The sequence below is a fragment of the Microbacterium sp. zg-B96 genome (assembly GCF_030246865.1).
Lineage (GTDB): Bacteria > Actinomycetota > Actinomycetes > Actinomycetales > Microbacteriaceae > Microbacterium.
In genome coordinates this window covers 138,083-164,604 of the sequence record NZ_CP126738.1, presented here as the reverse complement: position 1 = coordinate 164,604, position 26,522 = coordinate 138,083, and the positions used below count along the sequence as shown (strand labels likewise).

Here is a 26,522-nt window from a genome sequence, read left to right as displayed (position 1 = left end):
GTCAGCGCTTGCCGGCGATCTTGCGGCTCACGATGTCGCGCATGATCTCGTTCGTGCCGCCGTAGATGCGGTGCACGCGGGCATCGAGGAACGCGCGGGCGATCGGGTACTCGGTGATGTACCCGTAGCCGCCGTGCAGCTGCACGCAGGTGTCGAGGATCTCCCACTCACGGTCGGTGGTCCAGAACTTCACCTTCGCGGCCTCTTCGGCGGTGAGCTTGCCGTCCTTGTACGCCAGCAGCGCCCGGTCGAGGTACGCCCACAGCACGTCGACGGTCGTGGCGACGTCGGCGAGCTTGAAGCGGGTGTTCTGGAAGTCGATGATCCGCTCGCCGAACGCCTCCCGGCTCTTGGTGTACTCCACGGTCCACGCCAGCGCCGCCTGCGAGGCGGATGCCGCGGCGATACCGATCGACAGTCGCTCCAGCGGCAGGTTCATCATCAGCTGCAGGAACCCCTGGCCCTCGGTGCCGCTGATGAGGTTCTCCTCCGGCACGAACACGTCGGTGAACGACAGCTCGGCGGTGTCGTGACCGTGCGAGCCCATCTTGTGCAGCTTCTTGCCGTGGTCGAAGCCTGCCATCCCGTTCTCCAGGATGAGCAGGCTGAAGGCGTCCGGGCGGGTGCCCTCCCCCGTCTTGACGAAGGTCACGACGATGTCGGCGGTCTTGCCGGAGGAGATGAACGTCTTCGCGCCGTTGACGAGGTAGCCGCCGTCCACCTTCTTGGCGGTGGTCTTGATGCCGCGCAGGTCGCTGCCCGCGCCCGGCTCGGTCATCGCCAGTGCACCGAGCACCTCGCCGGTGGCCATGCGAGGCAGCCACTTCTCCTTCTGCGCCTGCGTGCCCATGTGCACGAGATACGGCACGGCCAGGTCGTCCTGGATGCCGAAGGCCCCCGCGAGGGACCCGGCTCCGGCGCCGATCACCTCTTCGTTGACGATCGTGCGGAAGCGGTAGTCCTGCAGCATTCCCGCGCCGCCGAACTCCTCGGGCACCGACAGGCCGATCAGGCCCGACTCCCCGGCTGCGAGCATCGTCGCTCGGTCGATCTCGCCGTCGGCATCCCACTGTTCGCGCTTCTCGTTGGTGACGTACCGCTTGATGAACTCGCGGACGACCTCGCGGAACGCGTCGTGGTCTTCGTCGTAGATGTCCCGCTCCATGCGCAGGCCCCCTTCAGGTTTTCGGCGGCGGCGCCGCCGGGTACTCAGACGTCTCGGTGGGGCACCGCCGGCCGAAGGGCGACGCTGCCGAGGCGAGTCTAGGCTCTGGGACCACCCGAACACACCCGTTTGTGGGATTGAATGCCGCGATGTGCGGAACTGAGTACCGCGGGATTGTGGGATGCCGCTAGTCGGCGTAGTCGGGTGCGGCGGGGAGCCCGAAGAACTCCTCGAGGGAGTGGAAACCGCCCTCGCGGTAGGCGCGCGCGAGATCGACTCCGATGAAGCGCAGGTGCCACGGCTCGTGCGCATAGCCGGTGATGGCGGTGTAGCCCTCTTCGTAGCGGACGATCCAGCCGTACTCCCACGCGTGCTCGCGGATCCACCGGTCGGCAGGCGTGCCGGCGAGATCGTCGAGGTGCCCGCACACGCCGTCGCAGGCGACGACGTCGGCGGTCAGCCCCGACTGGTGCTCACTGAAGCCGGGTCGGGCGCTGACGAGGTCGGCCCCGGCGACGCCGCGGTCCTCGACATGCGCGGCATAGATCGACTGCTGCATCCCGAACGAGCGATAGCCGTTCTGCACCCCGATCTCGCGGCCCGCAGCCTCGGCGGCGGCGGCCATCTCGGACAGCGCGGCGGCGGCATCCGCTCGCAGGATCGCCTGATTGCCGCCGGGCATGGCGCCGGCGGAGACCAGCGGCGACGGGGCGTACTCCAGCGGCGCATAGGGAAGCTGCTTGTTGACCACCATCCACAGCCGGGCGGGATCGGTCAGGTCGACACAGGGCGCGGCTCCCTCGGCGACCGCCTGACGGAACGCCTCGGCGCCACCCGCCGCGGCGATGACGGCGCGGTCGTCGCCGGCGGCGAGTGCCTCGGTCACCTGGGCCTCGACGCAGATCCCGTCGGTCACCTCGGGCTCGTCCGGTGCCGCCTCGACCTGCTCCACCGGCTCCGCGCCGCGCATGGTGGGAACCGGCAGCGTCGTGGCCGCCGGCGCGGCGCGCGTGCCGACCGGCACGCCGTCCTTCGGGCCGGTCTCGGCCACAGGCGCCAGCACAGCGCTGGACAGTGCGATCCCGCCCCACAGCACCAGCGCCGCGAGCACCGCGAGCACGATCGCTCCCCGTCGGCGCGCGGCACGACTGCGCCGTGCGCGCCGCGCCGGCTGCCGCGGCGCAACCGCCGCGCGCGGGGCACGGCGGTACACCGGCGGTTCGGGATCCGTCACCTCCCCATTGTCCCCTTTACGCGTCCCCGCGCCCGCATCGGAACCCAGCGCGCCGTTCGATCCATCATCCACCCCGGTTGACATACTCTCGAAGATCTGTTCCCATGGACCGATGCGGTGGCAAGGTCAGGAACTGGGAGTGGTGGATGCCGACGCCCTGCCCGGAATGGAACGCATCGACGGCCTGGTGCGCTCGGTGACCACGCCCGAGTTCGCCGGGATGACCTTCCACGAGGTGCAGTGCAAGTCGGCGCTCAACCGGGTGCCCGCCGTCTCGGCGATGCCCTTCGACTGGACGGTGAACCCGTATCGGGGGTGCAGTCATGCCTGCGTTTATTGCTTCGCTCGTGGCACGCACGAGTACCTCGATCTGGATGCCGGGAGGGACTTCGATTCCCAGATCATCGTGAAGATCAACGTCGCCGACGTGCTCGCCCGCGAGGTGCGCCGCGGGTCATGGGCGCGGGAGCCGGTGGCGCTGGGAACCAACACCGACCCGTATCAGCGCGCCGAGGGCCGGTACCGGCTCATGCCCGGGATCATCGGCGCGCTCACCGAATCGGGCACCCCGTTCTCGGTGCTCACGAAAGGCACGCTCATCCGCCGCGACCTGCCGCTGCTGCGGGAAGCCGCGGCATCCGTGCCGGTGTCGCTGGCGATGTCGATCGCCGTTCCCGACGAGGCGCTGCGCGCCGCGATCGAGCCGGGGGCGCCGTCGTTCCAGGCCCGACTGGACACCGTGCGGGCCGCCAGGGAGGCCGGCTTCCGGGTCACGGTGTTCCTCATGCCGATCGTGCCGCACCTGACCGATTCGGTGGCGGTGCTCGACGATGCGCTCCGGCGCATCAGGGACGCAGGCGCCGGTCGCATCGTCTGGGGCGCGATGCACCTGCGCCCCGGCGTCAAGCCGTGGTTCATGCAGTGGCTCGCCCGCGAGCACCCCGAACTGGTCTCGTCGTACCGCGGCCTGTACCCCGGGGCATCCGTCGGTGCTCCCAAGGCGTACCGGGTCTGGCTGGCGCGCCGGGTGCGGCCGCTGCTGCGCCTGCACGGTCTGGCCGGCGGCGCGGAGGACGACGAGCCGGTCCGCCCGGCGCGGCCCGGACCGATCGTCACGACCTCGCGCGGCCAGGCGGCGGCCACCGCGACGCTGTTCTGACGCGGTCTTTCGCCCGTCGGCATCCGGGTGCACCATGTTGCGCATGGCACGCATCATGCTCACCGCCATGCCCTTCACCGGCCACGTCACCCCGATGCTCGCCGTCGCCGAACAACTCGGCACTCGCGGCCACGATGTGCGCTTCTACACCGGCAGGGCGTTCGGCGACGCGATCGCCGCGGTCGGCGCCCGCGCGGTGCCGTGGACCGAGGCGCCCGACTTCGACGAGCACGACATGGCGGCGACCTTTCCGCGGCTGGTCGGCAAGAAGGGCCTCGCGCAGCTCCTCGTGAACGTCGAGGACTGCATGATCAACACCGCCCCGGGACAGGTCGCCGACCTGACCGCGGAGTGGTCGCGGGAGCCGTGGGATGTGATCGCCGGCGACGAGCTGTCGGTCGGCACGGCCCTGTTCGCCGAGAAGGCCGGCTGCCCGTGGGCGACCGTCGCCGTGCTGCCGCCCTACATGCCCAGCAGATTCGGCCCGCCCAGCGGCGTGGGCCTGGTCCCCGGCACCAATCCGCTGACGAAGGCGAGGGATGCCGCGCTCCGTGTGATCGCAGCGCGGCTGCTCGGGCGCCCACTGCAGAAACCGCTCGCACGCGCCCGCGATGCCGCGGGGCTGCCGCCCTCCCGTCGCGACTTCAACACCACCGTGATGTCGCAGCAGCTGGTGACGGCAAGCGGTAGCCCTGCCCTCGACTTCGCCCGACCTGACCGCCCCGCCCACCTGCACTTCGTGGGCCTGGTCGCCCGGTCGCCCGGGGACGGGTTCGCGCCGCCGCAGTGGTGGAGCGACCTGGAATCCCGCACCGTCGTCTGCGTCACGCAGGGGACGCAGAACATCGATCCGAGCGATCTCATCCGTCCCACCCTGGAGGCGCTGGCCGGCGAGGACGTCATCGTGGTGGCGACCACCGGCATCCGGGGTCACGACACCCTGCCGTTCCCGGTGCCGCACAATGCCCGCGTGGCCGGGTTCATCCCCTATGCGCAGCTGCTCCCCCGAGTGCAGGTGATGATCACCAACGGCGGCTGGGGCGGCACGCTCGCGGCGCTGGCGCACGACATTCCGCTGGTCATCGGCGGCGGCGATCTGGACAAGCCCGAGATCGCGGCACGGGTCGCATGGGCCGGCGCGGGGGTGAACCTGCGCACCGGCACACCGTCCGCCGAACGGATCGCGGCCGGGTATCGCCGCGTAGCGGGCGATCCGTCGTACCGGGACGGCGCCGCCCGCGTCGGCGCGGAGCTGCGCAGCCTGGGCGGGGCGCCTCGGGCCGCGGAGCTGGTGGCGGCGCTCGCGTAGCCCTCCCCGAGGCGCCCGCCGGGTGCCTTGTGCCGGTGTCGACGGCGACGCAGACTCAGGGCAGAGTCCGCAAGCGACGAAGGGAGCATCCCCGATGGAAGCGCACGAGAACGTCACCGTAGACCCCGCCCTGGCAGATCTGTACCGGGACCTGCACAGCCACCCGGAACTGGGATTCCAGGAACACCGCACCTCCGGCATCGCCGCGAAGCGTCTGGGGGAGCTGGGGTTCGAGGTGACGACCGGCGTCGGCAAGACCGGCGTGGTGGGTCTGCTGCGAAACGGCGACGGTCCGACGGCGCTGCTGCGCGCCGACATGGACGCCCTTCCCATCAAGGAGGACACCGGACTGCCGTATGCCAGCACGGTGACGGCGACCGACGCGAGCGGCAAGGTCGTGCCAGTTGGCCACATGTGCGGGCACGACATGCATGTGACCTGCATGCTCGGCGCCGCCAAAGTGCTCTCCGATGACAAGGGGAGCTGGTCGGGCACACTCATGATCGTGTTCCAGCCTGCCGAGGAACTCGGTGCCGGCGCGCAGACGCTCGTCGACGACGGTCTGTACGAGAAGTTCCCCAAGCCCGACGTGGTGCTCGGCCAGCACGTCGCCCCCCTGCCGGCCGGCAAGATCGCCGGCCACCCCGGGGCGTCGTACGCCGGCTCGGACTCGCTGCGCGTGCGCCTGGTGGGCCGCGGCGCGCACGGCTCCATGCCCGAGGCGTCGATCGATCCTGTCGTCATGGCCGCGGAGACCATCCTGCGCCTGCAGACGATCATCTCCCGCGAAATCCCCAGCACCGCCACCGCCGTGCTCACGGTCGGCTCGGTGCACTCCGGGGATGCAGCGAACGTCATTCCCAACGAAGCCGAGCTGCAACTGAACATCCGCAGCTACACCGAGACGGTGCGCGATCACATCCTCGCCAGCGTCGACCGCATCGTCCGCGGCGAGGCCACCACCGCCGGCGCGCCGCAGGAGCCCACCATCACCGAGATCGAGCGGTTCCCCGTCGTGGTGAACGACGCGGCGGCGCTGGCGAAGACGCTCGACGCGTTCGCCAGCTGGCTCGGCGCGGACAAGGTGATGGACCCGGGGGCGGGAGCGGGCAGCGAAGACGTCGGCATCCTCGCCACGGCCGCCGGTGTGCCGCTGTCGTACTGGCTGCTCGGCGGTGCCGACCCCTCGCTGTTCACGACGGGCGACATGACGGATCCGGCACTGCTGAAGGTCCCGTCCAACCACTCGCCGCACTACGCGCCGGTGATCGAGCCCACGCTCACGATGGGTGTCACCGCGTTGGTCACCGCGACGCGCACCTGGCTGCCGTCGTGACACCGGCCTGAAAACGACGATGCGCCGACCGCCTGGGCAGGCGATCGGCGCATCGGGGTGGGGCTGCTTACGCGTCCACCTCGGCGAGCTGGCGGCCGGCCAGCTCTTCGAGGATGTCGTCGCCGACACGCACCTCGTCGAACGGGGCGTCGATCTCGGCGCGCTCGAGCATCTCGGTCATACGCCGACGGCGCTGACGCGGGATGAGAGTGACGACGGTGCCGACGCGGCCCGCGCGACCGGTACGACCGGAGCGGTGCAGGTACGTCTTGTACTCGTCGGGGGCGTCGGCCTGGATGACCAGGTCGATGTCGTCGACGTGGATGCCGCGGGCGGCGACATCGGTGGCCACCAGGACGTTGACCCGACCGTCGGTCAGGCGCTGCAGGTTGCGCGTGCGCTTGGCCTGGTTCAGGTCACCGTGCAGCGCGACCGCCGAGATGCCGAGGTCGTCGAACTGCTCGGCGAGCATTTCGGCGTACGCCCGGGTCCGGGCGAAGACGAGCGTCTTGCCCGCGCGGTCGACCAGCGAGTTGAGGATCTCGGCCTTGTCGCGGTGATCGATCACCAGGATGCGGTGGTTGATCGTGCTGGAGTCCTGGTCTTCACCGGCGACCTCGTAGACGGCCGGCTCGACGAGGAACTCGTCGACAAGGGCTGCGACCTCGCGGTCGAGCGTGGCGGAGAACATCAGCTTCTGCGCGCCATCTGCGACCAGACGCAGGATCCGCTGCATGGGCTCGAGGAACCCGAGCTCGGACATGTGGTCGGCCTCGTCGAGAACGACGATCTGCACCTCGGAGAGGTTGAGCTTGCCCTGCGCCACGAGGTCTTCGATGCGACCCGGCGTGCCGATGATGATGTCCACGCCCTTCTTCAGCGCGCCGACCTGGCGTGCCTGCGGCACACCGCCGTAGATCTGCGTGGTGAAGATGCCGACGCTGCGGGCGATCGGCTGGATCGTGCGGTCGATCTGCAGCGCGAGCTCGCGGGTCGGGGCCAGCACGAGCGCCTTGGGGAGGCGACCGAATTCACGGCGCTTGCCGGCCTGCGAACGCAGCAGCGACTCCACCAGCGGAGCGCCGAAGGCGATGGTCTTGCCGGAGCCGGTACGACCGCGCGCCAGCACATCCTTGCCCTCGAGGATCGGGGTGATCGTCGCGGCCTGGATCGGGAACGGGGTCGGTGCCCCGAGATCGGCCAGCACGCGGACGATGTTGTCGCCGAGCCCGAGGCTCGAGAACGTCACATCTGCGACCTCGCCGGCCTGAACCGCTTCGGCCTGCAGACGCTCGTGCACGACGTCGACGTTGTCCTGGTGCGCCTTGCTCTTGGTCTCGGCGTTCCAGTCCGGGCGTGCCGGGCGGTCGTTCGAGTCGCGACGGGGCCGGTCGTCGAAGGAGCGTGCCGGACGGTCACCCGAGTCGCGACGAGGACGGTCGTCGAACGAGCGAGCCGGGCGGTCGCTGAACGAGCGGACCGGACGGTCATCGCGCTGCGGGCGGTCACTGTACGAACGGGCCGGGCGGTCGTCGCGCTGCGGGCGGTCGCCGGCGTCGCGACGGGGACGCTCGTCGAAGGTGCGAGCCGGACGGTCGCTGAACGAGCGAGTGGGACGGTCATCGCGGGCGGGACGGTCGCTGAACGAACGGGCCGGACGGTCATCGCGCTGCGGACGGTCGCTGAACGAACGGGCCGGACGGTCATCGCGCTGCGGACGGTCGCTGTACGAACGGGCCGGACGGTCGTCACGCTGCGGACGGTCGCTGTATGCACGGGCCGGACGGTCGTCGGACGAACGCTCCGGACGGTACGACGGGCGGCCGTCACCGGTGGGGCGACGCTCATCACGGGCGACGCGATCACCGCGGAAGCCGCGGTCGTCACGCTGGGGGCGGTCACCGACCGGGCGGGCCGGACGGTCGTCGAACGAACGACGGGGACGGTCGTCACCCTGCGAGTGCGTGCGGATGGTGCGGGCCTCTTCGCGGCCCACCTTCTCCTGCGCGGTCCAGCGGCGCTTGGGCGCCTCGCCGGTGGCAGCGGTGTCGGGTCGGTAGCCGCGGTGGCTGGGGCTCTTCGATCCGGTGGTGCCGGTCGAGGCATCGCCGGGCTGACGCTTGCGGTCCTGGTAGCTCGTCTTCGCACCGTAACGCGGTTCGAAGTTCTTCGCGGGGCGACCGCCGGCGGGCTTTTTGCTTTTAGGCATGGATATGTCCTTCTGGGTTCTCAACACACGAGAACAGCGCCCGCTACGCGCGGGCATACCCGGACATTCGTCGGCCGGGGCCATTATCGATGATGGTCATGCGCGTCGATCGACGCCCACCATCGGCCCCTTGGACTCACAAACCCATCCACGCACCACGCGTGGTGTCCAGAGCCGACTGATAGAGCCTACCGGGTTCCGGCTGGGAAATTGCCCGTGGTCCTACCATTGCCCTATGAGCAGTCACACGCCGTACGATCCGACCGGCCGCAGGTTCACCGTGCACAGCGGTGAGACCGTCGCCGAGATCGCCCAGGTCGGCGGCGCGTTGCGGGCGTTCCAGGTGGGCGGAGTGGACCTCGTGCCCCGCTATCCCGACCACACCCCCACCCCCGCGGCATCCGGCGTGGTGCTCGTCCCGTGGCCCAACCGCGTGCGCGACGGCCGGTGGACGCAGCACGGCGTGACCCACCAGCTCGCGCTCAGCGAGCCGAAGACCGGCAGCGCCTCACACGGCCTGCTGCGCTACACCGGCTACCAGCCGGTGGAGTACACCGAGGACGCCATCACCCTCGGAGCCGATGTGTACCCGCAGACCGGATACCCGTTCTACATCGCCACCGAGGTGACGTATGCCGTCACCGACATCTCCCTCACCGTCACGCACCGTCTCATCAACCTCGGCGAGGACCCTGCGCCCGTCGCGCTGGGCGCACATCCGTACTTCTGCATCGGCGACGTCCCGACGGCGCAGCTGTCGGTGCAACTGGATGCCGCGACGCGCTTCGAACTCGACGACCGGCTGCTTCCGGTGGCCGAGGTCCCCGTCGACGACGCCACCGACCTGCGCTCACCCCGGCTGCTGGGCGACCTGGATCTGAACACCGGGTACGGCTCGATCGCCCGCGACGACGAGGACTGCGTGCACACGCTGCTCACGGCGCCCGACGGGCGGGTGCTCGACGTCTGGGCCGGCACCGGATTCGACTACCTGCAGCTGTTCATCACCGACCGCTACCCGGACCAGCCGATCGCGATCGCGATCGAGCCCATGACAGCCCCCGCCGATGCGTTCAACTCCGGCGAGGGGCTGCGATGGCTGGCACCGGGTGAGCAGTGGCAGCTGCAGTGGGGTGCGACCTACCGCACCCCCTGAGCTCAGCTGCGGTCGTCCTCGTCGCGCGCGGGTTCGGCGTCGAGCTCCTGGTCGGCGTCCGGCTCCGCGTGGTCGGCGGACCCGACGACGGGCTCGTCGCCGGCGTCCACGTCGGGCACGTCCTCGGCCGCGGGCTCCGGATCGGGCGCAGTGTCCACGACCGTAGCGGAAGCCTCGTCGTCCGCGGGCTCGGCCTCGGGCTCGGCGGACTGCGGCTGCGACCACGGCACGTCCTCGCCGACGCGAGCCGGCTGCACCGCCTGCGACAGCGCCGACAGGCGGTTACCCCCGGGCTCTACGGCCGCATCCGCGGTCGTGGCGTCCACGGCCGCGTCCGCGGTCGGCGCGTCCGCGGTCGTAGCGTCCGCAACCTGCGCGTCCGCCACCTCCACATCGGCGCCCGGAGCGACAGCAGCCACCTCCGTCACGGTCGCCGGGGCGTCACCGGCATCCTGACCGCCACCGGCAGCGGCCGGGGTCGGGCGGGGCGCGTCGGGGATGACGACCGGGAGGGTGATGGTGGCGCTCTGCACCCGGCGGTCCCGACGCGTCAGCGGCGCAGTCGCGCCGCCGCCATCGGTAGCCCCGTCGGCGACGGCGCCGGCGAGGGCCGGCTCACCACGACGGGCCGCGCGACGCTCGCGCGCACCCTCCACGAGGTTGTACAGCGTCGGCAGCACGAGCAGCGTCAGGAAGGTCGACGAGATGAGCCCGCCGATCACGACGATGGCCAGCGGCTGCGAGATGAACCCGCCGTGGCCGGTGATGCCCAGCGCCATCGGGGTGAGGGCGAAGATGGTCGCCAGCGCCGTCATGAGGATCGGCCGGAGGCGGCGTGCCCCGCCGGCGATCGTGGCGTCACGGGCGGAGAGCCCCTTCACGCGGTACTGGTTGACCAGGTCCACCAGCACGATCGCGTTGGTCACCACGATGCCGATGAGCATGAGCACACCGATGAGGGATGCCACTCCGAGCGGCACGCCGGTGGCGATCTGCAGCAGGATCGCCCCGGTCGCCGCGAACGGCACCGAGACCAGCAGCAACAGCGGCTGACGCAACGACTTGAAGGTCGCCACCATGACGATGTAGACGATGAGGATCGCGGCGAGCATCGCCAGGCCCAGCTGCGTGAACGCGTCCTGCTGCTGCGAGACCACGCCACCGAGGGTCGCATCGGCCGAAGCGGGCAGATCGGCGTCGGCGAGGGCCTCGTTGACCACGGTCGAGGCGGTGGTGAGGTCATCACCGGAGGGCGTGACGCTCACCGTCGCGGTGCGCTGGCCGCCTTCGGTCGTGATCGACGTCGGGCCCTGACTCTGTTCCACCGTCGCGATCTGAGACAGCGGGATGGGGCCGGTGGCCGAGGGGACCTGCAGGTCGCGCAGCTCCTCGAGGGTGGCCGGGGTCTGGGAGGCGGCGAGGTAGACCGTCAGCGCGGTGCCGTCGATTTCGACGGTGCCCAGCTGCTGCGGCTGCATGGTGCCCGATACCAGTGCGCCGACGGCGACCTCCGACAGGCCGAGGGCCGCGGCGGCGGCGCGGTCGACCACGACGGCGATGTAGGGCAGCGAGTCCGACAGGTTCGTGGTGACCTGCTCGACGCCGTCCTTGCCGTCGATCGCCGTCACGACGGCATCCGTCGCCTCCTGCAGCGTCTGCTGGTCGGGGGCGGTGACGTCGATCTCGATGTCGCTGGATCCGAAGCCGCCGGTGGCCGAGACGGCCACCGTGCCGACGTCCTCGAGTCCGGCCACGACGTCGAGCACCTCTTCACGCACGACCAGCTGGTCGGCGTCGGGGTCGGTCGTGACGGAGAACGTCGCACCGCTGGAGCCGCCCGAGAAGGCGTCGGCCAGGGCCGAACCACTGGAGCCGATCGACACCTGCACCGTTTCGACGCCGGGGACCTCCAGCAGCTCGTCCTCGACGGTCTGCGCGGCGGCGTCCTTGGCCTCCAGCGATGCCGCCGGACCCAGGTCCTGCGTCATCGTGAAGGTGTTCTGACCGGTGTCGCCGAGGAAGTTCGTCTTCATGAACGGCGCAGCAGCCGCGGTGCCCGCCAGCACCAGCACGGCCAGCAGCAGCGTCACCCACGAGTGCTTGAGGGTCCACCGCAGGATCGGCAGGTACATCTTCTGCAGACGCGACGGCGGTGCGTCAGGGTGCTCGGGGTCGATCTGGTTGCCGTCGGCGTCCAGCAGCGGCTTGCCGGGGCGCAGGAACCAGTAGGCCAGCACCGGCACGATCGTCAGCGACACGAACAGCGACGCGGTCATCGCGATCGTCACGGTCAGCGCGAAGGGGCGGAACAGCTCTCCGGTCATGTCGCCGACGAAGGCGATGGGCAGGAACACCGCGACGGTCGTGATGGTGGATGCCGTGATGGCCGCGGCCACCTCACGCACCGCAAGCAGGATGGAGCGCGTCTTGTCGGCGGTGCCGACGTAATGGCGCTTGATGTTCTCGATCACGACGATCGAGTCGTCGACGACCCGCCCGATCGCGATCGTCAAGGCGCCGAGGGTCAGGATGTTCAGCGAGTAACCGAACGCCTGGATGCCGACGAACGTGATCAGCACGCTGGTGGGGATCGAGATGGCGGTGACCAGTGTCGAGCGCACTGACAGCAGGAACACCAGGATGACCAGCACCGCGAAGACCAGGCCCAGCAGGCCCTCCTGCGCGAGCGCCTCGATCGACTGCTGGATGTAGGGCGCCTGGTCGAAGACGACCGTGAACTCGGCCTCGCCCTCCAGCGCCTTCTCCAGGTCCGGCAGAGCCGCGAGAACGCCGGTGGACACGTCGACCGTGTTGGCCGCCGGGAGCTTGGTGACCGCGATGGTCAGCGCCGGTTCACCGTCGACCCGGGAGATCGACGTCTGCGGGTCCTTCTCCTCTGCCACGGTGGCGACATCGGCGATCGTGACGGGTTCGGCGGCGAACTGGGCAGCCTCGGTGGGCACCAGCGGGAGCTGCCCGATCTCCTCGATCGAGGCGATCTTCGCGCCGGTCTGCACCGTGAGGGTCTGCCCGTCCTCGGTGATGCCGCCGCCGGGGAACAGCACGCCGTTCTGCTCGAGCGCGTCACTGATGGCCTGCTGCGAGAAGCCCGCTGCGGCCAGCGCCGCCTGGTCGGGAGTGATCGTGATGCGCTGTCCGGCGCCGCCGATCACCTCGGCGGCGTTGACGCCTTCGACATCCTCGAGGTCCGGAATCACGGTGGATTCCAGCAGATCCTGCACCGCGGCTTCGTCGTCGTAGCCGGTGACGGCGAGCTGGATGACCGGGAGGTCATCGATCGACAAGCTGAACACCTGCGGGTCGACCGACTCCGGCAGCTGCCCCTTGATGCGGTTGATCGCTTGCGAGATCTTCTGCTCGGCCGTGGCCAGGTCGGTGCCGTACGCGAACGACGCCTGGATGATCGAGGCATTCGTCGTGCTCGTCGCGCTGGTCGATTCCAGACCCGGCACGCCCTGGATGGCGGTCTCGATCGGCGTCGACACGTCGTTGGCGACGACATCCGGCGAGGCGCCGGGGTAGGTGGCGACGACCGACAGCGCGGGGAACTCGATCGAGGGGATCAGTTCCTGCTTGAGGTTGGTCAGAGCGAGACCGCCGAAAACGGCGGCGACGATCGTCACGAGGGCGATGAGAGCGCGGTTCTTGAGGCTCAGGACGGCGAGGTTCGACACGGGCTGCCTTTGCGAGCATGGGATGCGGGAGGTCGGATGCCGCGAGCGCGACTGGATACGCGGATGTATCCAGTCGCATTATCCCACGGGGCGTCTGCGCCGATTCTCAGGGAACGAGGCCCCCGATGACCATCCCGATCGCGGCGGCCAGGACGGCCAGCCCCAGGGTCGCTGCGAGATTGACCACGGCCCAGTCGCGCCGGCCCCGCTGTGCCAGCAGCGCCGAATCGACGCTGACCGTGCTGAAGGTGGTGAAGCCGCCGAGCAGGCCCACCGCCAGGATCGCCACCCACGCAGGGGCGACGACGGCGCCCAGACCGACGAGGAATCCCAGCAGAGCGGAGCCGCTGACGTTGACGATGAGGACGCCGAGCGGGAACACGTCGGTGCGCCCGCGCATCACGACGGCATCCACCACGTAGCGGGCGCCCGCGCCGACCCCGCCGGCGCCGACGAGCGTGAGCATCTCCCAGTGGTTCATCCGCCGACCTCCTCGGGAACGGTCGCCTTCCGCCGCCCGATCACGAGCCCCCATGCCGCAGCGGCCACTCCGCCGAGCACCGCGACCGCTGCCAGCAGCAGCCCGGTCACCGGCGCCGCGCCGAAGACCTGCACTGTCTGCACCGCGAACGCGCTGTAGGTGGTGAACCCGCCCAGCACGCCGGTGCCGAGGAAGGCACGCAGCCGCGGCCGCCGCGGGCCGAGCCTGCCCGCGATGAGGCCCAGCAGGAAGGACCCGGCGACGTTGACCAGCATCGTGATGGCGGGCAAGACGAGGGGGTGCACCCCCGGACCCCACGGCACCACGAGCACCGCGCGCACGGCGACGCCGAGCGCACCGCCGAAGATGACCACCACGAGCGTCACCCATGAGAACCGCGCCACGCGCTCAGGCTAGGGAAGCTGCGGCAGAATCAGTGCGCGGATCGCCGATTCCGGTGAGACGGAGGTGTCCAGCAATCGGCCCTTCTTATAGCGGTTGAACACGCGGGGGTCGACGTAGGAGCCACGCGCGACGGACGGGGTGTTGCCGAGGGCATCCGCGGCGCGCTGCACCGCGATCACCTCCGCCCGCTTTCGGTCGCGTTTGGTGTCGACAGTGCCGATGCGCGCCAGCGCGTCGGCGGCGATGATCGTGCCACGAAGGGTGCGGAAGTCCTTCGCCGTGAAGTCCCCGCCGGTGAGCACGCGGACGTACGCGTTCACCTCGTGCGGCGCCAGCGGCACCCGCCGTCGGCCCTTCTCCCACGACAACAGCGGCGAGCCGGGTCTGCCCGCCGAGAGCAGGCTCATCACGGCGGCAAGATCAGCGTCTTCCAGCTCGATCAGCTGGCGTTTGCCGCTCTTGCCCGGAAAGCCCAGCGAGACGACCGGTGCCACGACCGTCGCGTGCCGGCGCTGCAACGTCGTCAGGCCCCGGTTGCCGGTGCGAGCGAGATGCCGTTCCGAGCCGATGCGCACCGCCGCCTGATCCAGCAGCCGGAACGCCGCCGCGAGCACCCGCTCGCGATCCAGGCCCTCCTGCCGCAGCGCGGCCGTCACCCGCCCCCGGGCACGCGGCAGCGCCTCGGCCAGCTGCAGGGCTCGGGCGTACTTCCCCTTGTCCCGCTTGGGGGCCCAATCAGGGTGGTACAGGTACTGCGTGCGGTCGGCGTCGTCGACGCCGATGGCCTGGATGTGCCCGTTGGGTGCGGCGCTGATCCACACGTCCCGCCAGGCCGGCGGGATGACCAGCGCCCGGATCCGTTCGCGGTCCTCGTCGCCGACGGCTTTGCCTCGATCGTCGAGATAGCGGAACCCCGACCCGGATCGGACGCGGCGGATGCCGGCATCCGCCGCAGGTCGCACGCGCCGAAGCCGCGCCACGTCAGTGGGTGCGGAGCATCGGGATGAGCTCCGCCTTGCGCTTGGCAGAGCAACCACGCAGCTCTTCGTAGAGCCCGGGGTCCTTCAGGCTGTTCGATCCTCGGCCCTGCGGCATGGCGTCTCCTCGTCAGCGGATGCCACGACGTTAGGGCTTCGGATCGATCGCCGCAGGGGCTTGACAACCATCGCGCGCACGTTCTAGCACCGCCGAGGATCGCCCGTCAAGACCTCGGTAGAGCACTCTCAGGATGGATAATGTATTCGTCGAGCGCTGACTCGCGCCTCACCCCTCTCCCCGCGGGTGGTGGGAGTAAAAACAAGGAGCCCCCATGAACATTGCACTCTTGATCATCATCGTCGTCGCCATCGTTCTTGCCATCGTTGGTGGACTCACCGAAGCGCTGAGCTGGCTGCTGTGGGTCGCACTGATCGTCGGTGTGATCGCGCTGATCGCTTTCCTCTTCCGCGTCATCAGCGGCAACAAGCGCGTCTAAGCGTCCCCAGAGGACGAGGGCCCGGCGCATCGCGCCGGGCCCTCGTTTTCGTTGTGCGGGCGGTTACAGCGCGTGCTCGGCATAGATGCGCAGCGCGTCGCGGACCAACTCCGCACCCGATGCACCGCCGTAATTCGCACTAAAACGCGGATCGGTGACGTACATCTCGCCGAGGCCGGTCACGTATCCCTTGAGGTTGCCGGCCGTGGGCGCACCGGGGACATCGCTCAGCCAGTCGACGTGACGCGCGGCCAGCGCCTGGGCCTCGTCGGACTCCGGTGCGACGCCGCGCGCGGCGGCATCCGTCCAGTCTGTTGCCAATCGCATTGAACGCTGTTTCCAGTCGTCCTGGTCCGCCGTGCTCAGGCCGCGCCACCAGCGATCACTCTGTGCGTACGCCGACGCGCCCCAGCGCTCGGTGACCTCGTCCTTGTACTGCGTGTGGTCGAAGCCGTCGAACATGTCTTGTGCCATGAGTTGTTCACCTCCTTCCAGTGCCTCGATGGTTGATTCGACTGACGTGATCTGTCGCGTCAGTCGGTCCTGCTCCTGGCGCAGCCACGCCAGGTGGGCGGCGAGAGCGTCTTCTTGCGACGTTTCGCGGGCGAGCACCTCGCCGATCTGCACCAGGCCCAGCCCCAGCTCGCGCAGCAGCAGAATGCGCTGCAGTTTCACCAGGGCTTGCTGGTCGTAGTGGCGGTAGCCGTTGCGACCGGTGCTCGTCGGCGCAAGCAGCCCGATGTCGTCGTAGTGACGAAGCGTGCGACTCGTGGTGCCCGCAAGCCGCGCGACCTGCTGGATGGACCATTCCATGGGCTCCCCCTCCTCGCCTACGACCGTAGAGGTTGACGCAACGTCAAGGTCAAGCCCCGATTTCAGTCCACCCGTTGACATCGCGATATATCGTGTTACTGTGACCGCAAACACGATATATCGTGACTTCAAAACTCAGGAGCAGACATGACCCTCGAGAAGTGGATCATCCACCCGGGAGAAACCCGCGTCATCGACATCGAAGGAGTCCGCACACTCAAAGTCGGCCTCGTCGGCGGACAGATCGATGTCGTCGCGCACGACGAACCGGGGGTGCGCGTCGAAGTCCACGGCGTCACCGTCAAAGACCTGCGCATCGAGGTGTCCGGCGACCTCCTCGAAATCGACCACGCACAGCTGCGGTGGGACAACTTCCTCGAAGTGTTCCGCAACTTCGGGGCCGGCGGCCCGAAGGCCGAGATCAGTGTCGCCGTCCCCCGTCGCCTGGGCCTCACCCTCGGCGTCGTCAGCGCCAGCGCGCTCGTGGCGGGCCTGCAGACCAACGCCAAGCTCAACACCGTGTCCGGCGACATCCTCGTCGACGGGCTCGTCGGCGACGTCTCGATCAACGCCGTCTCCGGCGATACGCAGGTGCGAGGGCTGCAGGGCGCGCTGACCGCCAACAGCGTCTCCGGCGACGTCGCGGCATCCGGATCGCTGCGCAGAGCCACGGTCGACACCGTCTCCGGTGCCATGCTGATCGACTCCGCCGGCCCCACCGAGGCCGTCAACATCAACACCGTCGCCGGCAACGCGACGCTGCGCCTGGACCCGAACCGCCCGACCAACTACGCCGTCCGCAGCGTCAGCGGCAATGTCCTCATCGACGGCATCACCCGCTCGGGCGGCGGCGGCGTGGGCGTCAACTACGCCGGATCGGTCGGCGAGCTGAGCGGCTCGTTCGCCGACGTGCGCGCCCACACCGTGTCGGGCGACGTGACGGTGCTGCGTCGAACGGATGCCGTCGCGTCCGATTCCCCGGCCGCGATCCCCGAGCCGGAGGAGTGGTGATGACCCCGGTGTTCTCGCACGGCGACCTGCGTCTGTACCTGCTGAGCCTGCTCGACGAGTCGCCGCGTCACGGCTACGACCTCATCCAGGCCCTGTCCGACCGCACCGGCGGCACCTACACGCCCAGTGCTGGCACGGTGTACCCGCGACTTGCCAAGTTGGAGGAGGAGGGACTCGTCACGAAGTCGGTCGACGGCCGTAAGACCGTCTACCAGATCACTGAAGCAGGGCGGGCCGAAGTAGCCTCCCGATCCGGGGATCTGGAGGGTATCGAAGCCGGTCTCACCGACAGCGTGCGCCTGATCGCCGACGAGGTCCGCGGCAGCGTGCGTGAGGCGATGCGGAGTCTGCAGGCCGACCTCGCCGCGGCCGCTCAGACCGAGCGCAGCACGGCGTCGCAGCCGGTCGCCGACGACGCCCGCACGCTCAGCCGCGAACAGCTGCACCGAGCGGACACGGCGCTGACCGAGTTCCGCGCACAGGTGCGTGGCGACCTGCGCACCCACGTTGCGCGGGGTGGGACGATTTCCCCCGCGATCGTCAACGACCTCATCGCGACGCTGGAGGACGCCGCCCGCGAGGTCATCCGAGCACTGCGGGACTGACCTACTGCTCCGGCCAGAGATCCTCGTCGTCGCCCGCCGGCTCGTCCAGCGGCACGACGAGGATCGGCCGGTGCTGCCGGTGCGCGAGGCGCGCGGCGACCGAGCCGGTGAAGAACTCGCGGATCGACTCGCCGATCCCGCGCCGACGGGTGCCCACCACGATCAGCCGCGCGTCGGTCTGCTCAGCCAGCTGCTTGATCGCCAGGGCCGGGTCCCCGACCAGCTGACGCATGTGCCACTGCACGCCCGATCCGTCCAGCGCCGCGGTGGCGGCATCGGTCACGTCGGCCAGGTCTGCCTCGCCGTTGGCGATGTTCAGATCCAGCGGTGCCGAGTGCACGTAGCCATCGGGATCCTCGTAGGTCACAAATCGCGTAACATCGACGTGCACCACCACAAGCGGGGAACCCAGCAGCTTGGCGTAGCGTGCCGCTTCCTTCAAGACGCGCGGCGGCTGGCCGGGGACAGCACCCACCAGCACTGCATGCTGGGGCGTTGCTTCGGCGGACTCGTCAGACATAGCGGCATGCCCCTCCCCCTCGGGCCGGGCCCGGGGCTCCGTGATATCCTGAATTCTACTCTTCCCGGTGTTCTGCCGGATCGTGATTACGTCGGGCTCAGTCGCTTAGCCCGCGACTCAGAAAAAATGAGGGGGTCTCGCATGGGGCGTGGCCGTCAGAAGGCGAAGCACACCAAGATCGCCAGGGAACTCAAGTCGTTCAGCCCGAGCGTGAACTACGCCGCGCTGGAACGCGAGTTGAGTCATCCTGACGACGAGAACCAGTACGTCGACAAGTGGGCCGACGAGTACTCCGACGAGCTCGAGGACGAGAAGGCCTAAGCGCCTTTCACCACGTGCCGTACCGGCGCTCCCAGTCCTCTTCGACGCTGCGGGCGCGGGTGATCACATACCCCGCGGGGACCGCTGCGGCGACGACGCCGACCAGCACCCACAGCGGAAGCGTCCAGCCATCGGTCGCATCATGCAGCAGACCGATCGCGAGCGGGAACACCGCTGTGATCGCATAACCGATGCTCTGGACGAAGCCGCTGAGTGCGAGCGCGGTCTCATGCGTGCGGGTGCGCAACCCCAGCATCACCAGGATCATGGGAAACAGCAGCGGCGCCGTACCCAGCAGCGCAACCCACAGCGTGGGAGCAGCCTGCGGCGCGAAGATGAGGCCCGCCAACCCCGCCAGCCCGGCGACCACCGCGACGGCGAACAGCACCTTCTCGGCACGCAGCCGCGCGACCAGGAGGGGCACGAGCAGCGAAGCCGGCAGTCCCATCAGCGCGAACAGCGACAGCAGCGCTCCGGCGGTCTCGGGGGTGACGCCGGCGATGTCCACCAGGATCGTGGGCAGCCAGCCGAACGACGTGTAGGCAAGAGTCGACGACACTCCGAATGCCACCGCGAGCGCCCAGGCCAGCGGCAGTCGCCATAGCCGGGCGAACAGCCGCGGCGTGGCCGATTCGATCTCTTCCGGCACATCTGCGCGCGCCCGCCAGAGCATGAGGAGCCACGGCAGGGTCGCCAGCGCCGCGAAGACAGCCCACGCGCCCAGGGACAGGCGCCAGCCGGCGATGCCGGCAACCGGTACGGCGATCAGCGGCGGCGTGAAGGTGGCCACGGCCATCGTGGTCGTGTAGACGGTGGTGAGCAGTCCGACCCGTCGCGGGAAGTACTTCTTCACCAGCGGCGGCAGCAGGATGTTGCCGACGCCGACACCGGCGAAGATCAGCGCGGTGGCGGCGAGCAGACTCAGCGAATCGACGGCGAAGCCGCGGGCGACGAGTCCGGCGGCGACCACCGTGATCGCGGCGACGGTCACCTTCTCCACGCCGAACCGCTTCTCGAACTGCGGCGCCAGCAGCCCGAACACCGCGAAGCACACCGGCGGCGCCGTGCCGATGAGGCCCAGCACGCTCGCCGGAAGCGCGAAGTCCTCCGAGATCAGCCCCACCAAGGGCGACAGCGATGCCACCGCGCTGCGGAGCGAGAAGGCGAACAGCACGATGCCGACCAGCGCCAGCACCCCGCCCTGTCGGGAGGGGTGCGATGCGGAACCGGCCGCTGCAGGCCGGCTCAAGATTCCTGGGTGCCCTCGACCCAGGCCAGGTACTCGTCCGAGACGGTGCCGGTGACGTACCGGCCGTCGAAGCAGCTCATATCGAGGTCGTCCAGGTCGGATCCCTCGAGGATCGCCGCCTTCAGATCCTCGACCTCCTGGTAGACGAGCCGGTCACAGCCCAGCTCCGCGGCGATCTCCGGGATCGTGCGGCCGTGGGCGACGAGCTCCTGGCGGGAGGGCATGTTGATGCCGTACACGTGCGGGTAGCGCACCGGCGGCGCCGCCGAGGCGAACGTGACCGACTTCGCGCCGGCGTCGCGGGCCATCTGGATGATCTCCCGGGAGGTGGTCCCCCGCACGATCGAGTCGTCGATGAGCAGCACGTTCTTGCCCTTGAACTCACTCGACATCGCGTTGAGCTTCTGCCGCACGCTCTTCTTGCGCACCGCTTGCCCGGGCATGATGAACGTGCGTCCGACATACCGGTTCTTGTAGAAGCCTTCGCGGTACTCCAGCCCGAGCTTGCGCGCCACCTGCATCGCCGACGGGCGCGAGGAGTCGGGGATCGGCATGACCACGTCGATCGATCCGGGGGGCGTGTGCTTGGCGATCGTGTCGGCCAGCCGCTCCCCCATGCGCAAGCGGGATTCGTACACCGCGATGCCGTTCATGATCGAGTCGGGGCGGGCGAGGTAGACGTACTCGAACGAGCAGGGCGCGAGCGTGGTCTTCTCGGCGCACTGGCGGGAGTGCAGGTTGCCGTCCATGTCGATGAACACCGCCTCGCCGGGCAGCACATCGCGCACCACTTCGTAGTCGGCGTTTTCCAGCACGAGCGATTCGCTCGAGACGATCCACTCGTCCCGGCCGTCGGCGGCGCGGCGGGTGCCGAGGATGAGGGGACGGATGCCGAACGGGTCACGGAACGCCAGCAGGCCGTACCCGGCGATCAGCGCAATCGTGGCGTACGACCCCTCGACCCGGCGGTGGACGCGCCCGACGGCGGTGAACACGTCTCCGGGGCTCAACCGGTCGCCACGGATGGTCTGCTGCAGTTCGTTGGCGAGCACGTTGACCAGCAGCTCGGTGTCGGAGCTGGTGTTCAGGTGCCGCCGGTCGGTGCGGAAGAGCTCTTCGCTGAGCTCCCGCGTGTTGGTGAGGTTGCCGTTGTGTACCAGCACGATGCCGTAGGGCGCGTTGACGTAGAACGGTTGCGCCTCTTCTTCGCTGGACGCGGTGCCCTTGGTGGCGTACCGCACGTGGCCGAGGCCGATGGTGCCGAGCAGGGTGCGCATGTCGCGGGTGCGGAAGGCCTCCCGCACCATCCCCCGCTGCTTGTTCATGTGCACCACGCCACTGGCCTCCGCCGTGGCGATGCCGGTGGAGTCCTGACCCCGGTGCTGCAGCAGCAGCAGCGCGTCGTAAACCTCTTGATTGGCCGGGGCGTGACCGACGACGCCGACGATTCCACACATGCGGGGTTAGTTCGCTCCCTGCTCGCGATACGAGCCGACCAGGCGCACCGCGCCACCCTCGACGCCCTTGGCGCCCTGTTCGTAGTCGCCCTCCGGGCGCGTTGTGTCGTGTACGACGCCGACCTGCCACGTCGGGATGCCGGCGGCGGTCAGGGCGGCTGCCGCGGCATCCGCCCGCTCTGCCGAGACGACCGCCAGGAACCCGATGCCGAGATTCCAGGTGCCCTCGGTGTCGGTCAGGTCCAGGTCGCCGAGGTCGGCGAGCACGCGGAAGACCGGCGGCGGGCTCCAGGTGGAACGGTCCAGGTCCACCCAACTGCCCACCGGCAGGACACGGGCGAGGTTGGCGGCGATGCCGCCGCCGGTGACGTGGCTCAAGGCACGCAGGTCGGCGTTGAGGTCGGATGCCACCTGCAGCAGGGGGGCGGTGTACAGGCGGGTGGGCTCGAGGAGCACCTCACCCCAGGTGGCGCCGAAGTCGGCGGCGTTGTCGCCGTAGCCGATGCCCGCACCGGCGACGATGTGCCGCACGAGCGAGAAGCCGTTGGAGTGCAGTCCGCTGGAGGCCAGCGCCAGCACGATGTCGCCGCCCTGCACGCGGTCCGCGCCCAGCACCCGATCGGCTTCGACGACACCGGTCGCCGCGCCCGCGACGTCGTAGTCGTGGATGCCGAGAAGTCCGGGGTGCTCGGCCGTCTCGCCGCCGATGAGGGCGGTGCCCGTCTCGGCGCACCCCAGCGCGATGCCCTTGACGATGTCGGCGATGCGCTCGGGGAAGACCTTGCCGCACGCGATGTAGTCGGTCATGAACAGCGGTTTGGCGCCGACCACGACGATGTCGTCGACGACCATGCCGACCAGGTCGATGCCGATCGTGTCGTGCTTGTCGATCGCCTGCGCGATGGCGACCTTGGTGCCGACGCCGTCGGTGCTGGTGGCCAGGAGCGGCTTGGTGAACCCGGTCAGCGCGGTGGCGTCGAACAGGCCCGCGAAGCCGCCGACCCCGCCTTGCACTTCCGGTCCGTGCGTTCGCCTGACGGCCGTCTTCATGAGCTCGACGGCGAGGTCACCCGCGGCGGTGTCGACACCTGCGGCGGCATAAGGATTGTGGGAGGGAGAGGCCACGCGTACACACTACCTGCGCGCGGGGACAGCGCGGACGACTCGCAGCTTCCCGAGGCACTGCCCCCGAGACCGGGTGCCCGCCTACAATGGCCGCATGGTCGGGGGGACTCCGGAGTGGGTGGTCCGCGAGGACGCGAGTCAGGCGGTCCTCGCCGCCCTCGGCGTGCGCCAGCTGCTCGGCATCCGCTCACCCGAGGAGCTTCCGACGCTGCGGGGGTTGCCTGCGGCATCCACTCAGCGCACCGAAGACCAGCAGGCGGCTCTCGAGCGGCAGTGGCGCAGCTTCTGGGCCATGACCGTCGAGCCGCAGGCACATCCGTCGCCGGTGCCGCTGGATCTGGTGGCGGGGTTCGGCAGCCTCGCGGCCCTGCCCACCGCGGGCTTCGAGGAACTGCGTGACGCGATGATGCCGCACGCGCAGGAGTGCGTCGCCTACGCGCAGCGGGCGCACGAACGCTATGGGGCCGACGCCGCGGCCGGTGCCCGGGTGTCGTATCGCGCCTACGCCGGGGCGATCGCCGAACACGAGCGCCGGGTCGGCAGGCGCGCGCATTCGTTCGAGCTGAACGTGCAGGTGCTGCCGCTGGCGCAGCGCGGGGTGTGGTGGATCGGATCTCTCACGATCGCGGTGACCGACGGGCTACGAGGGGATGTCGTCGCGTTCGATGCGGCGATCAACCCGATCATCGCGGAGTTGGCGTGAATCAGTCCTGAGTGCGGATGCGCTCGTGCTCGATCTGCACATCGTGCCCCCGCCGCGCCAGCGCCCTGTCGAGGATGACCGCGACGACGCCGCCGACGGCGATGCCCACCGGCACGCAGATGAGGGCGACGAATCCGAACACCTGCGTCTGCGAGTAGACCATCCCGGTGTTGGGGCTCTCCTCGGCGCTGCCGCCGAAGGCGAAGGTGAGGATCAGCGCGGCCAGGATGCCGAGCACCGCACCGAGCCCGAGGAACACCGCGAACTTCGGGCTGCGGCGCACACGCGCGGACTCGGTCATGTGTCCATTGTCTCACCGCAGCGTTCGCCGCGGGCGGCGTCGCGCTCAGTCCGCGGCGCGGCGGGTCACTCCGGGCCGTCCGCACGAGGCCGGCGGCGCAGCACGATGATCGAGGCGACCGCTGACAGAACCAACGCGGCGAGCGCACCCAGTCCCCACGGCAGCCACGAGGACTCAGACGACGATGGCGTGCCCGACTGGTCACCGGCATCCACCATCGTCGTCATCATCGGCACCGGCGTCGGCTCGGGGCTCGGCTCGGTCGGGCAGGCGGCTTCCACCGTCAGTGAGATCGGGTCGAAGGGCGCGCCGACCGTGTCGTCGCCGAACGATTCGAACCCGGCGGCGATGAGCGCGGTGGGTGCGTACACCGCCGTCACCCGCACCGCGTGGTCCGACTGGACAACGGTGGCGTGCTCGGTGAGATCGATCGACACCAGCGGCACCTGCTCCACCGAGGAAACGGTGGTGTCTCCGGCGAGCGCGCCCGCCACCGAGGTGCCCGAGATGTCGGCGCGCAGCTCGGCGGCATCGGGTCCGGTGAACACGACAGTCGGCGCCGAGAGCTGGGCGTCGAACCGGCCGCCGAGACCGGTGAAGCGGATGCTGCCGGGGAACGAGACGCTTCCGGTCGCGGTGGCCGGGTCGTAACTGCCGGTGCCGCCGGTGAAGCGGAACTCCGACTCCTCGTACGCGACGCCGCCGCTGAGCTCCCACGCGCCGTCCGGCATCACACCGGCGGCGCGGAGCGACTCGTGGATGCCCCACGCGGCATCGGCTTCGGTCACCGTGCAGGCGTCGGCGGGCAGCGAGGGCGTCGCGGCGGTGGCCGCGGCGGGGAGAAGCAGCGGCGCCACCACCAGGGCGATGGCCGCCGGGAGGAGCGCGGATCGGATCTTGGTGTTCGGACGCACGGGCTGCTCCAGCGGGTCGGGGGGTGCGCGCTGCGGCGCGTCGAGGTCAGGAACACCCTGACCTCGTGCCCAGGCTAGCGGGCGCGATGACCCGCGCGATCTCAGGGGCGCAGCGGCAGCAGGGCGGACAGATCCGCCCGGGTGCCCGACGCGTGGATGCGGCCGGCCGACACGGCATCCGTCCAATGTTCGGCCCCGGTCGCCAGGGCGATCCAGGTGGCAGGGTCGGTCTCGACGACGTTGGGCGGCGTGCCGCGAGTGTGCCGGGGACCTTCGAGCACCTGCACGGCGCCGAAGGGCGGCACGCGCACCTCGACGGTGTTTCCCGGCGCCTTCTCGGCCAGCAGCTGCAGCAGGTACCGCACCGCCGTCGCGCGGTCGGTCCTCGCCGGCGTGTCCGTCGCGGCGACGGCCGCGAGGGCTGCCCGCCCCGCTTCGGTGGTGATCTTGCGCGCCATCCCGCCACGCTACCGGCGCATAACTCAGGTAAAAACCCGGGGCGTGGCCGCGGGAGGCGCCGAACCCGGCATCCTTCCTGAGTCATGCGCCCTGCCCGCCCGCGAACGCTGCTGGGTAGGCTGGCCGGGTGAAGATCCTGGTCCTCGGTTCGGGCGCGCGCGAGCACGCCATCATCCTGGCGCTGCGCGCCGAAGAGGCCGGACACGAGCTGTTCGCGGCGCCCGGCAACGCCGGCATCGGCGGCGATGCCACGCTCGTCGCGCTCGACCCCGCCGACCCGGTGGCGGTGACGAACTTCGCCAACCAGAACGCGATCGACCTCGTCATCATCGGCCCCGAGGCGCCGCTGGTGGCCGGCGTCGCCGACGCCCTGCGGGAGCGGGGCATCCCCGCGTTCGGCCCCGGCAAGGCCGCCGCACAGCTGGAGGGCTCGAAGACGTTCGCCAAGCGCATCATGGATGCCGCCGGCGTGCCGACCGGTCGTGCCGTGCGTGCCCGCACGGTCGCCGAGGTGGAGGCGGCGCTGGACGAGCTCGGTTCGCCGCACGTCGTCAAGGCCGACGGCCTGGCCGCCGGCAAGGGCGTGATCGTCACCGACGACCGCGCCGCCGCGCTCGCGCACGCCGAGACCTACCTCGCCGGCGGACCGGTGCTCGTGGAGGAGTTCCTCTCCGGCCCGGAGGTGTCGCTGTTCTTCGTCTCCGACGGCGACCGGGTCGTCGCGCTCTCGCCCGCACAGGACTACAAACGGGCCCACGACGAGGACGCCGGACCCAACACCGGCGGCATGGGCGCCTACTCGCCGCTCCCTTGGCTCGCCGGCGCGTTCGGCGGCGAGGACGAGTTCGTGGCCGAGGTCACCCGCGACGTCGCCGAGCCCGTGATCCGCCAGCTCGACGCGGAGGGCACGCCCTTCATCGGTCTGCTGTACGCCGGGCTCATCCTCACCGAGCAGGGCGTGAAGGTCATCGAGTTCAACGCGCGCTTCGGCGACCCCGAGACGCAGGTCGTCCTCGCCCGCCTCGCGACGCCGCTGTCCTCGCTGCTGATGGCCGCCGCATCCGGAAACCTCGAGGCCGAACCCGCGCCGGCGTTCGCCGAGGCCGCCGCCGTCACCGTGGTGCTCGCCAGCGAGGGCTACCCCGCCGATCCCGTGACCGGGCGGGTCATCACGGGTCTGGAGGATGCGGCATCCGTCGAGGGTGTGCACCTCGCGCACGCCGCCACCGCCTGGCGCGACGGCGAACTCGTCGCCACCGGCGGCCGCGTGCTCAACGTCGTGGCCCTGGGCAACACGTTCTTCCAGGCGCGCGAGCGCGCGTATGACGCGCTGGCCCGCATCCACCTGGAGGGGTCGCACCACCGCACCGACATCGGGCTGCGCGTCGCCGAGGACTGACCGGGCGCTGACGGTTCCCGCA

At 70.0% G+C, this 26,522-nt stretch carries 25 protein-coding genes; 10 read left to right on the top strand and 15 right to left on the bottom strand.

What is annotated here, in order from left to right:
* Nucleotide 1 precedes the first annotated feature (1 nt).
* Nucleotides 2-1,165 (bottom strand): acyl-CoA dehydrogenase family protein, encoded by a 1,164-nt coding sequence (locus tag QNO11_RS00785; RefSeq protein ID WP_257508826.1) that lies wholly within the window; start codon nucleotides 1,163-1,165, stop codon nucleotides 2-4.
* 187 nt (nucleotides 1,166-1,352) lie between these two features.
* Nucleotides 1,353-2,399, bottom strand: a complete 1,047-nt coding sequence (locus QNO11_RS00780) for a M15 family metallopeptidase (protein ID WP_257508825.1) — start codon at nucleotides 2,397-2,399, stop codon at nucleotides 1,353-1,355.
* 112 nt (nucleotides 2,400-2,511) lie between these two features.
* On the opposite strand from QNO11_RS00780, the gene QNO11_RS00775 reads away from it, so the two are divergent.
* The 3 genes from QNO11_RS00775 to QNO11_RS00765 all read left to right on the top strand — a co-directional run bounded on the left by QNO11_RS00775 (nucleotide 2,512) and on the right by QNO11_RS00765 (nucleotide 6,203).
* Entirely contained in the window at nucleotides 2,512-3,558 is a 1,047-nt protein-coding gene (locus QNO11_RS00775) for an Rv2578c family radical SAM protein (RefSeq protein ID WP_257508824.1), read from the top strand.
* Between the two features lie 43 nt (nucleotides 3,559-3,601).
* Nucleotides 3,602-4,867, top strand: a complete 1,266-nt coding sequence (locus QNO11_RS00770; protein WP_257508823.1) for a glycosyltransferase — start codon at nucleotides 3,602-3,604, stop codon at nucleotides 4,865-4,867.
* Nucleotides 4,868-4,961: 94 nt separating this feature from the next.
* Complete coding sequence (locus tag QNO11_RS00765) at nucleotides 4,962-6,203, top strand: amidohydrolase (RefSeq protein WP_257508822.1); 1,242 nt, start codon at nucleotides 4,962-4,964, stop codon at nucleotides 6,201-6,203.
* Nucleotides 6,204-6,270: 67 nt separating this feature from the next.
* Here QNO11_RS00765 and QNO11_RS00760 read toward each other — a convergent pair whose 3' ends face one another.
* Nucleotides 6,271-8,412: a DEAD/DEAH box helicase gene (locus QNO11_RS00760; protein WP_257508821.1), complete on the bottom strand. Its 2,142-nt coding sequence runs from the start codon at nucleotides 8,410-8,412 to the stop codon at nucleotides 6,271-6,273.
* Nucleotides 8,413-8,647: 235 nt separating this feature from the next.
* On the opposite strand from QNO11_RS00760, the gene QNO11_RS00755 reads away from it, so the two are divergent.
* On the top strand, nucleotides 8,648-9,568 hold the full coding sequence (locus tag QNO11_RS00755) for an aldose 1-epimerase family protein (RefSeq protein ID WP_257508820.1): 921 nt from the start codon (nucleotides 8,648-8,650) through the stop codon (nucleotides 9,566-9,568).
* Nucleotides 9,569-9,570: 2 nt separating this feature from the next.
* Here the strand turns inward: QNO11_RS00755 and QNO11_RS00750 are convergent, their stop codons facing one another.
* From QNO11_RS00750 to QNO11_RS00735, 4 genes are all read right to left on the bottom strand, one after another.
* Complete coding sequence (locus QNO11_RS00750; RefSeq protein WP_257508819.1) at nucleotides 9,571-13,263, bottom strand: efflux RND transporter permease subunit; 3,693 nt, start codon at nucleotides 13,261-13,263, stop codon at nucleotides 9,571-9,573.
* A 106-nt stretch (nucleotides 13,264-13,369) separates the two neighbouring features.
* Nucleotides 13,370-13,744, bottom strand: a complete 375-nt coding sequence (locus QNO11_RS00745) for a fluoride efflux transporter FluC (RefSeq protein WP_257508818.1) — start codon at nucleotides 13,742-13,744, stop codon at nucleotides 13,370-13,372.
* Nucleotides 13,741-14,148 carry a fluoride efflux transporter FluC gene (locus QNO11_RS00740; RefSeq protein WP_257508817.1) on the bottom strand — a complete coding sequence of 136 codons (408 nt, stop codon included), beginning with the start codon at nucleotides 14,146-14,148 and terminating at the stop codon, nucleotides 13,741-13,743. Before QNO11_RS00740 ends, QNO11_RS00745 begins: the two co-directional genes overlap by 4 nt.
* Nucleotides 14,149-14,157: 9 nt before the next feature.
* Nucleotides 14,158-15,129: a DNA topoisomerase IB gene (locus QNO11_RS00735; protein WP_257508816.1), complete on the bottom strand. Its 972-nt coding sequence runs from the start codon at nucleotides 15,127-15,129 to the stop codon at nucleotides 14,158-14,160.
* A 329-nt stretch (nucleotides 15,130-15,458) separates the two neighbouring features.
* Between QNO11_RS00735 and QNO11_RS00730 the strand changes: the two genes are divergently transcribed.
* Nucleotides 15,459-15,623 carry a hypothetical protein gene (locus QNO11_RS00730; protein WP_257508815.1) on the top strand — a complete coding sequence of 55 codons (165 nt, stop codon included), beginning with the start codon at nucleotides 15,459-15,461 and terminating at the stop codon, nucleotides 15,621-15,623.
* A 63-nt stretch (nucleotides 15,624-15,686) separates the two neighbouring features.
* Here QNO11_RS00730 and QNO11_RS00725 read toward each other — a convergent pair whose 3' ends face one another.
* Entirely contained in the window at nucleotides 15,687-16,436 is a 750-nt protein-coding gene (locus QNO11_RS00725; RefSeq protein WP_257508814.1) for a MerR family transcriptional regulator, read from the bottom strand.
* A gap of 147 nt (nucleotides 16,437-16,583) precedes the next feature.
* Here QNO11_RS00725 and QNO11_RS00720 point away from each other — a divergent pair, with 147 nt between their 5' ends.
* Together QNO11_RS00720 and QNO11_RS00715 are read left to right on the top strand one after the other, a co-directional pair.
* On the top strand, nucleotides 16,584-17,447 hold the full coding sequence (locus tag QNO11_RS00720; RefSeq protein ID WP_257508813.1) for a DUF4097 family beta strand repeat-containing protein: 864 nt from the start codon (nucleotides 16,584-16,586) through the stop codon (nucleotides 17,445-17,447).
* Nucleotides 17,447-18,052 (top strand): PadR family transcriptional regulator, encoded by a 606-nt coding sequence (locus QNO11_RS00715; RefSeq protein WP_257508812.1) that lies wholly within the window; start codon nucleotides 17,447-17,449, stop codon nucleotides 18,050-18,052. The genes QNO11_RS00720 and QNO11_RS00715 overlap by 1 nt, the downstream gene beginning before the upstream one ends.
* 1 nt (nucleotide 18,053) lies before the next feature.
* Here QNO11_RS00715 and QNO11_RS00710 read toward each other — a convergent pair whose 3' ends face one another.
* On the bottom strand, nucleotides 18,054-18,572 hold the full coding sequence (locus tag QNO11_RS00710) for a universal stress protein (protein ID WP_257508811.1): 519 nt from the start codon (nucleotides 18,570-18,572) through the stop codon (nucleotides 18,054-18,056).
* A 141-nt stretch (nucleotides 18,573-18,713) separates the two neighbouring features.
* Between QNO11_RS00710 and QNO11_RS00705 the strand changes: the two genes are divergently transcribed.
* Entirely contained in the window at nucleotides 18,714-18,893 is a 180-nt protein-coding gene (locus QNO11_RS00705; RefSeq protein WP_257508810.1) for a DUF3073 domain-containing protein, read from the top strand.
* 7 nt (nucleotides 18,894-18,900) lie between these two features.
* On the opposite strand, the gene QNO11_RS00700 is transcribed toward QNO11_RS00705, so the two are convergent.
* Genes QNO11_RS00700 through purM form a run of 3 tightly spaced genes read right to left on the bottom strand, consistent with a single transcriptional unit; the run spans nucleotide 18,901 to nucleotide 22,724 of the window.
* Nucleotides 18,901-20,142 carry an MFS transporter gene (locus QNO11_RS00700; protein ID WP_257508809.1) on the bottom strand — a complete coding sequence of 414 codons (1,242 nt, stop codon included), beginning with the start codon at nucleotides 20,140-20,142 and terminating at the stop codon, nucleotides 18,901-18,903.
* Nucleotides 20,139-21,599 (bottom strand): amidophosphoribosyltransferase, encoded by a 1,461-nt coding sequence (gene purF, locus QNO11_RS00695; protein ID WP_257508808.1) that lies wholly within the window; start codon nucleotides 21,597-21,599, stop codon nucleotides 20,139-20,141. Before purF ends, QNO11_RS00700 begins: the two co-directional genes overlap by 4 nt.
* Nucleotides 21,600-21,605: 6 nt before the next feature.
* Nucleotides 21,606-22,724 carry a phosphoribosylformylglycinamidine cyclo-ligase gene (purM, locus tag QNO11_RS00690; protein WP_257508807.1) on the bottom strand — a complete coding sequence of 373 codons (1,119 nt, stop codon included), beginning with the start codon at nucleotides 22,722-22,724 and terminating at the stop codon, nucleotides 21,606-21,608.
* Between the two features lie 94 nt (nucleotides 22,725-22,818).
* Here purM and QNO11_RS00685 point away from each other — a divergent pair, with 94 nt between their 5' ends.
* Nucleotides 22,819-23,427, top strand: coding sequence for a zinc-binding alcohol dehydrogenase (locus QNO11_RS00685; protein ID WP_257508806.1), 609 nt, complete (start codon nucleotides 22,819-22,821; stop codon nucleotides 23,425-23,427).
* Nucleotide 23,428: 1 nt separating this feature from the next.
* Here QNO11_RS00685 and QNO11_RS00680 read toward each other — a convergent pair whose 3' ends face one another.
* The 3 genes from QNO11_RS00680 to QNO11_RS00670 all read right to left on the bottom strand — a co-directional run bounded on the left by QNO11_RS00680 (nucleotide 23,429) and on the right by QNO11_RS00670 (nucleotide 25,100).
* Complete coding sequence (locus tag QNO11_RS00680) at nucleotides 23,429-23,728, bottom strand: potassium transporter Trk (RefSeq protein WP_257508805.1); 300 nt, start codon at nucleotides 23,726-23,728, stop codon at nucleotides 23,429-23,431.
* Between the two features lie 65 nt (nucleotides 23,729-23,793).
* Nucleotides 23,794-24,642 carry an HtaA domain-containing protein gene (locus QNO11_RS00675; protein ID WP_257508804.1) on the bottom strand — a complete coding sequence of 283 codons (849 nt, stop codon included), beginning with the start codon at nucleotides 24,640-24,642 and terminating at the stop codon, nucleotides 23,794-23,796.
* A 101-nt stretch (nucleotides 24,643-24,743) separates the two neighbouring features.
* The gene (locus QNO11_RS00670; protein WP_257508803.1) at nucleotides 24,744-25,100 is read right to left on the bottom strand and encodes a sterol carrier family protein; all 357 of its coding nucleotides are present in this window, start codon (nucleotides 25,098-25,100) and stop codon (nucleotides 24,744-24,746) included.
* A gap of 128 nt (nucleotides 25,101-25,228) precedes the next feature.
* Here QNO11_RS00670 and purD point away from each other — a divergent pair, with 128 nt between their 5' ends.
* Nucleotides 25,229-26,500: a phosphoribosylamine--glycine ligase gene (gene purD, locus QNO11_RS00665; RefSeq protein WP_257508802.1), complete on the top strand. Its 1,272-nt coding sequence runs from the start codon at nucleotides 25,229-25,231 to the stop codon at nucleotides 26,498-26,500.
* Nucleotides 26,501-26,522 lie beyond the last annotated feature (22 nt).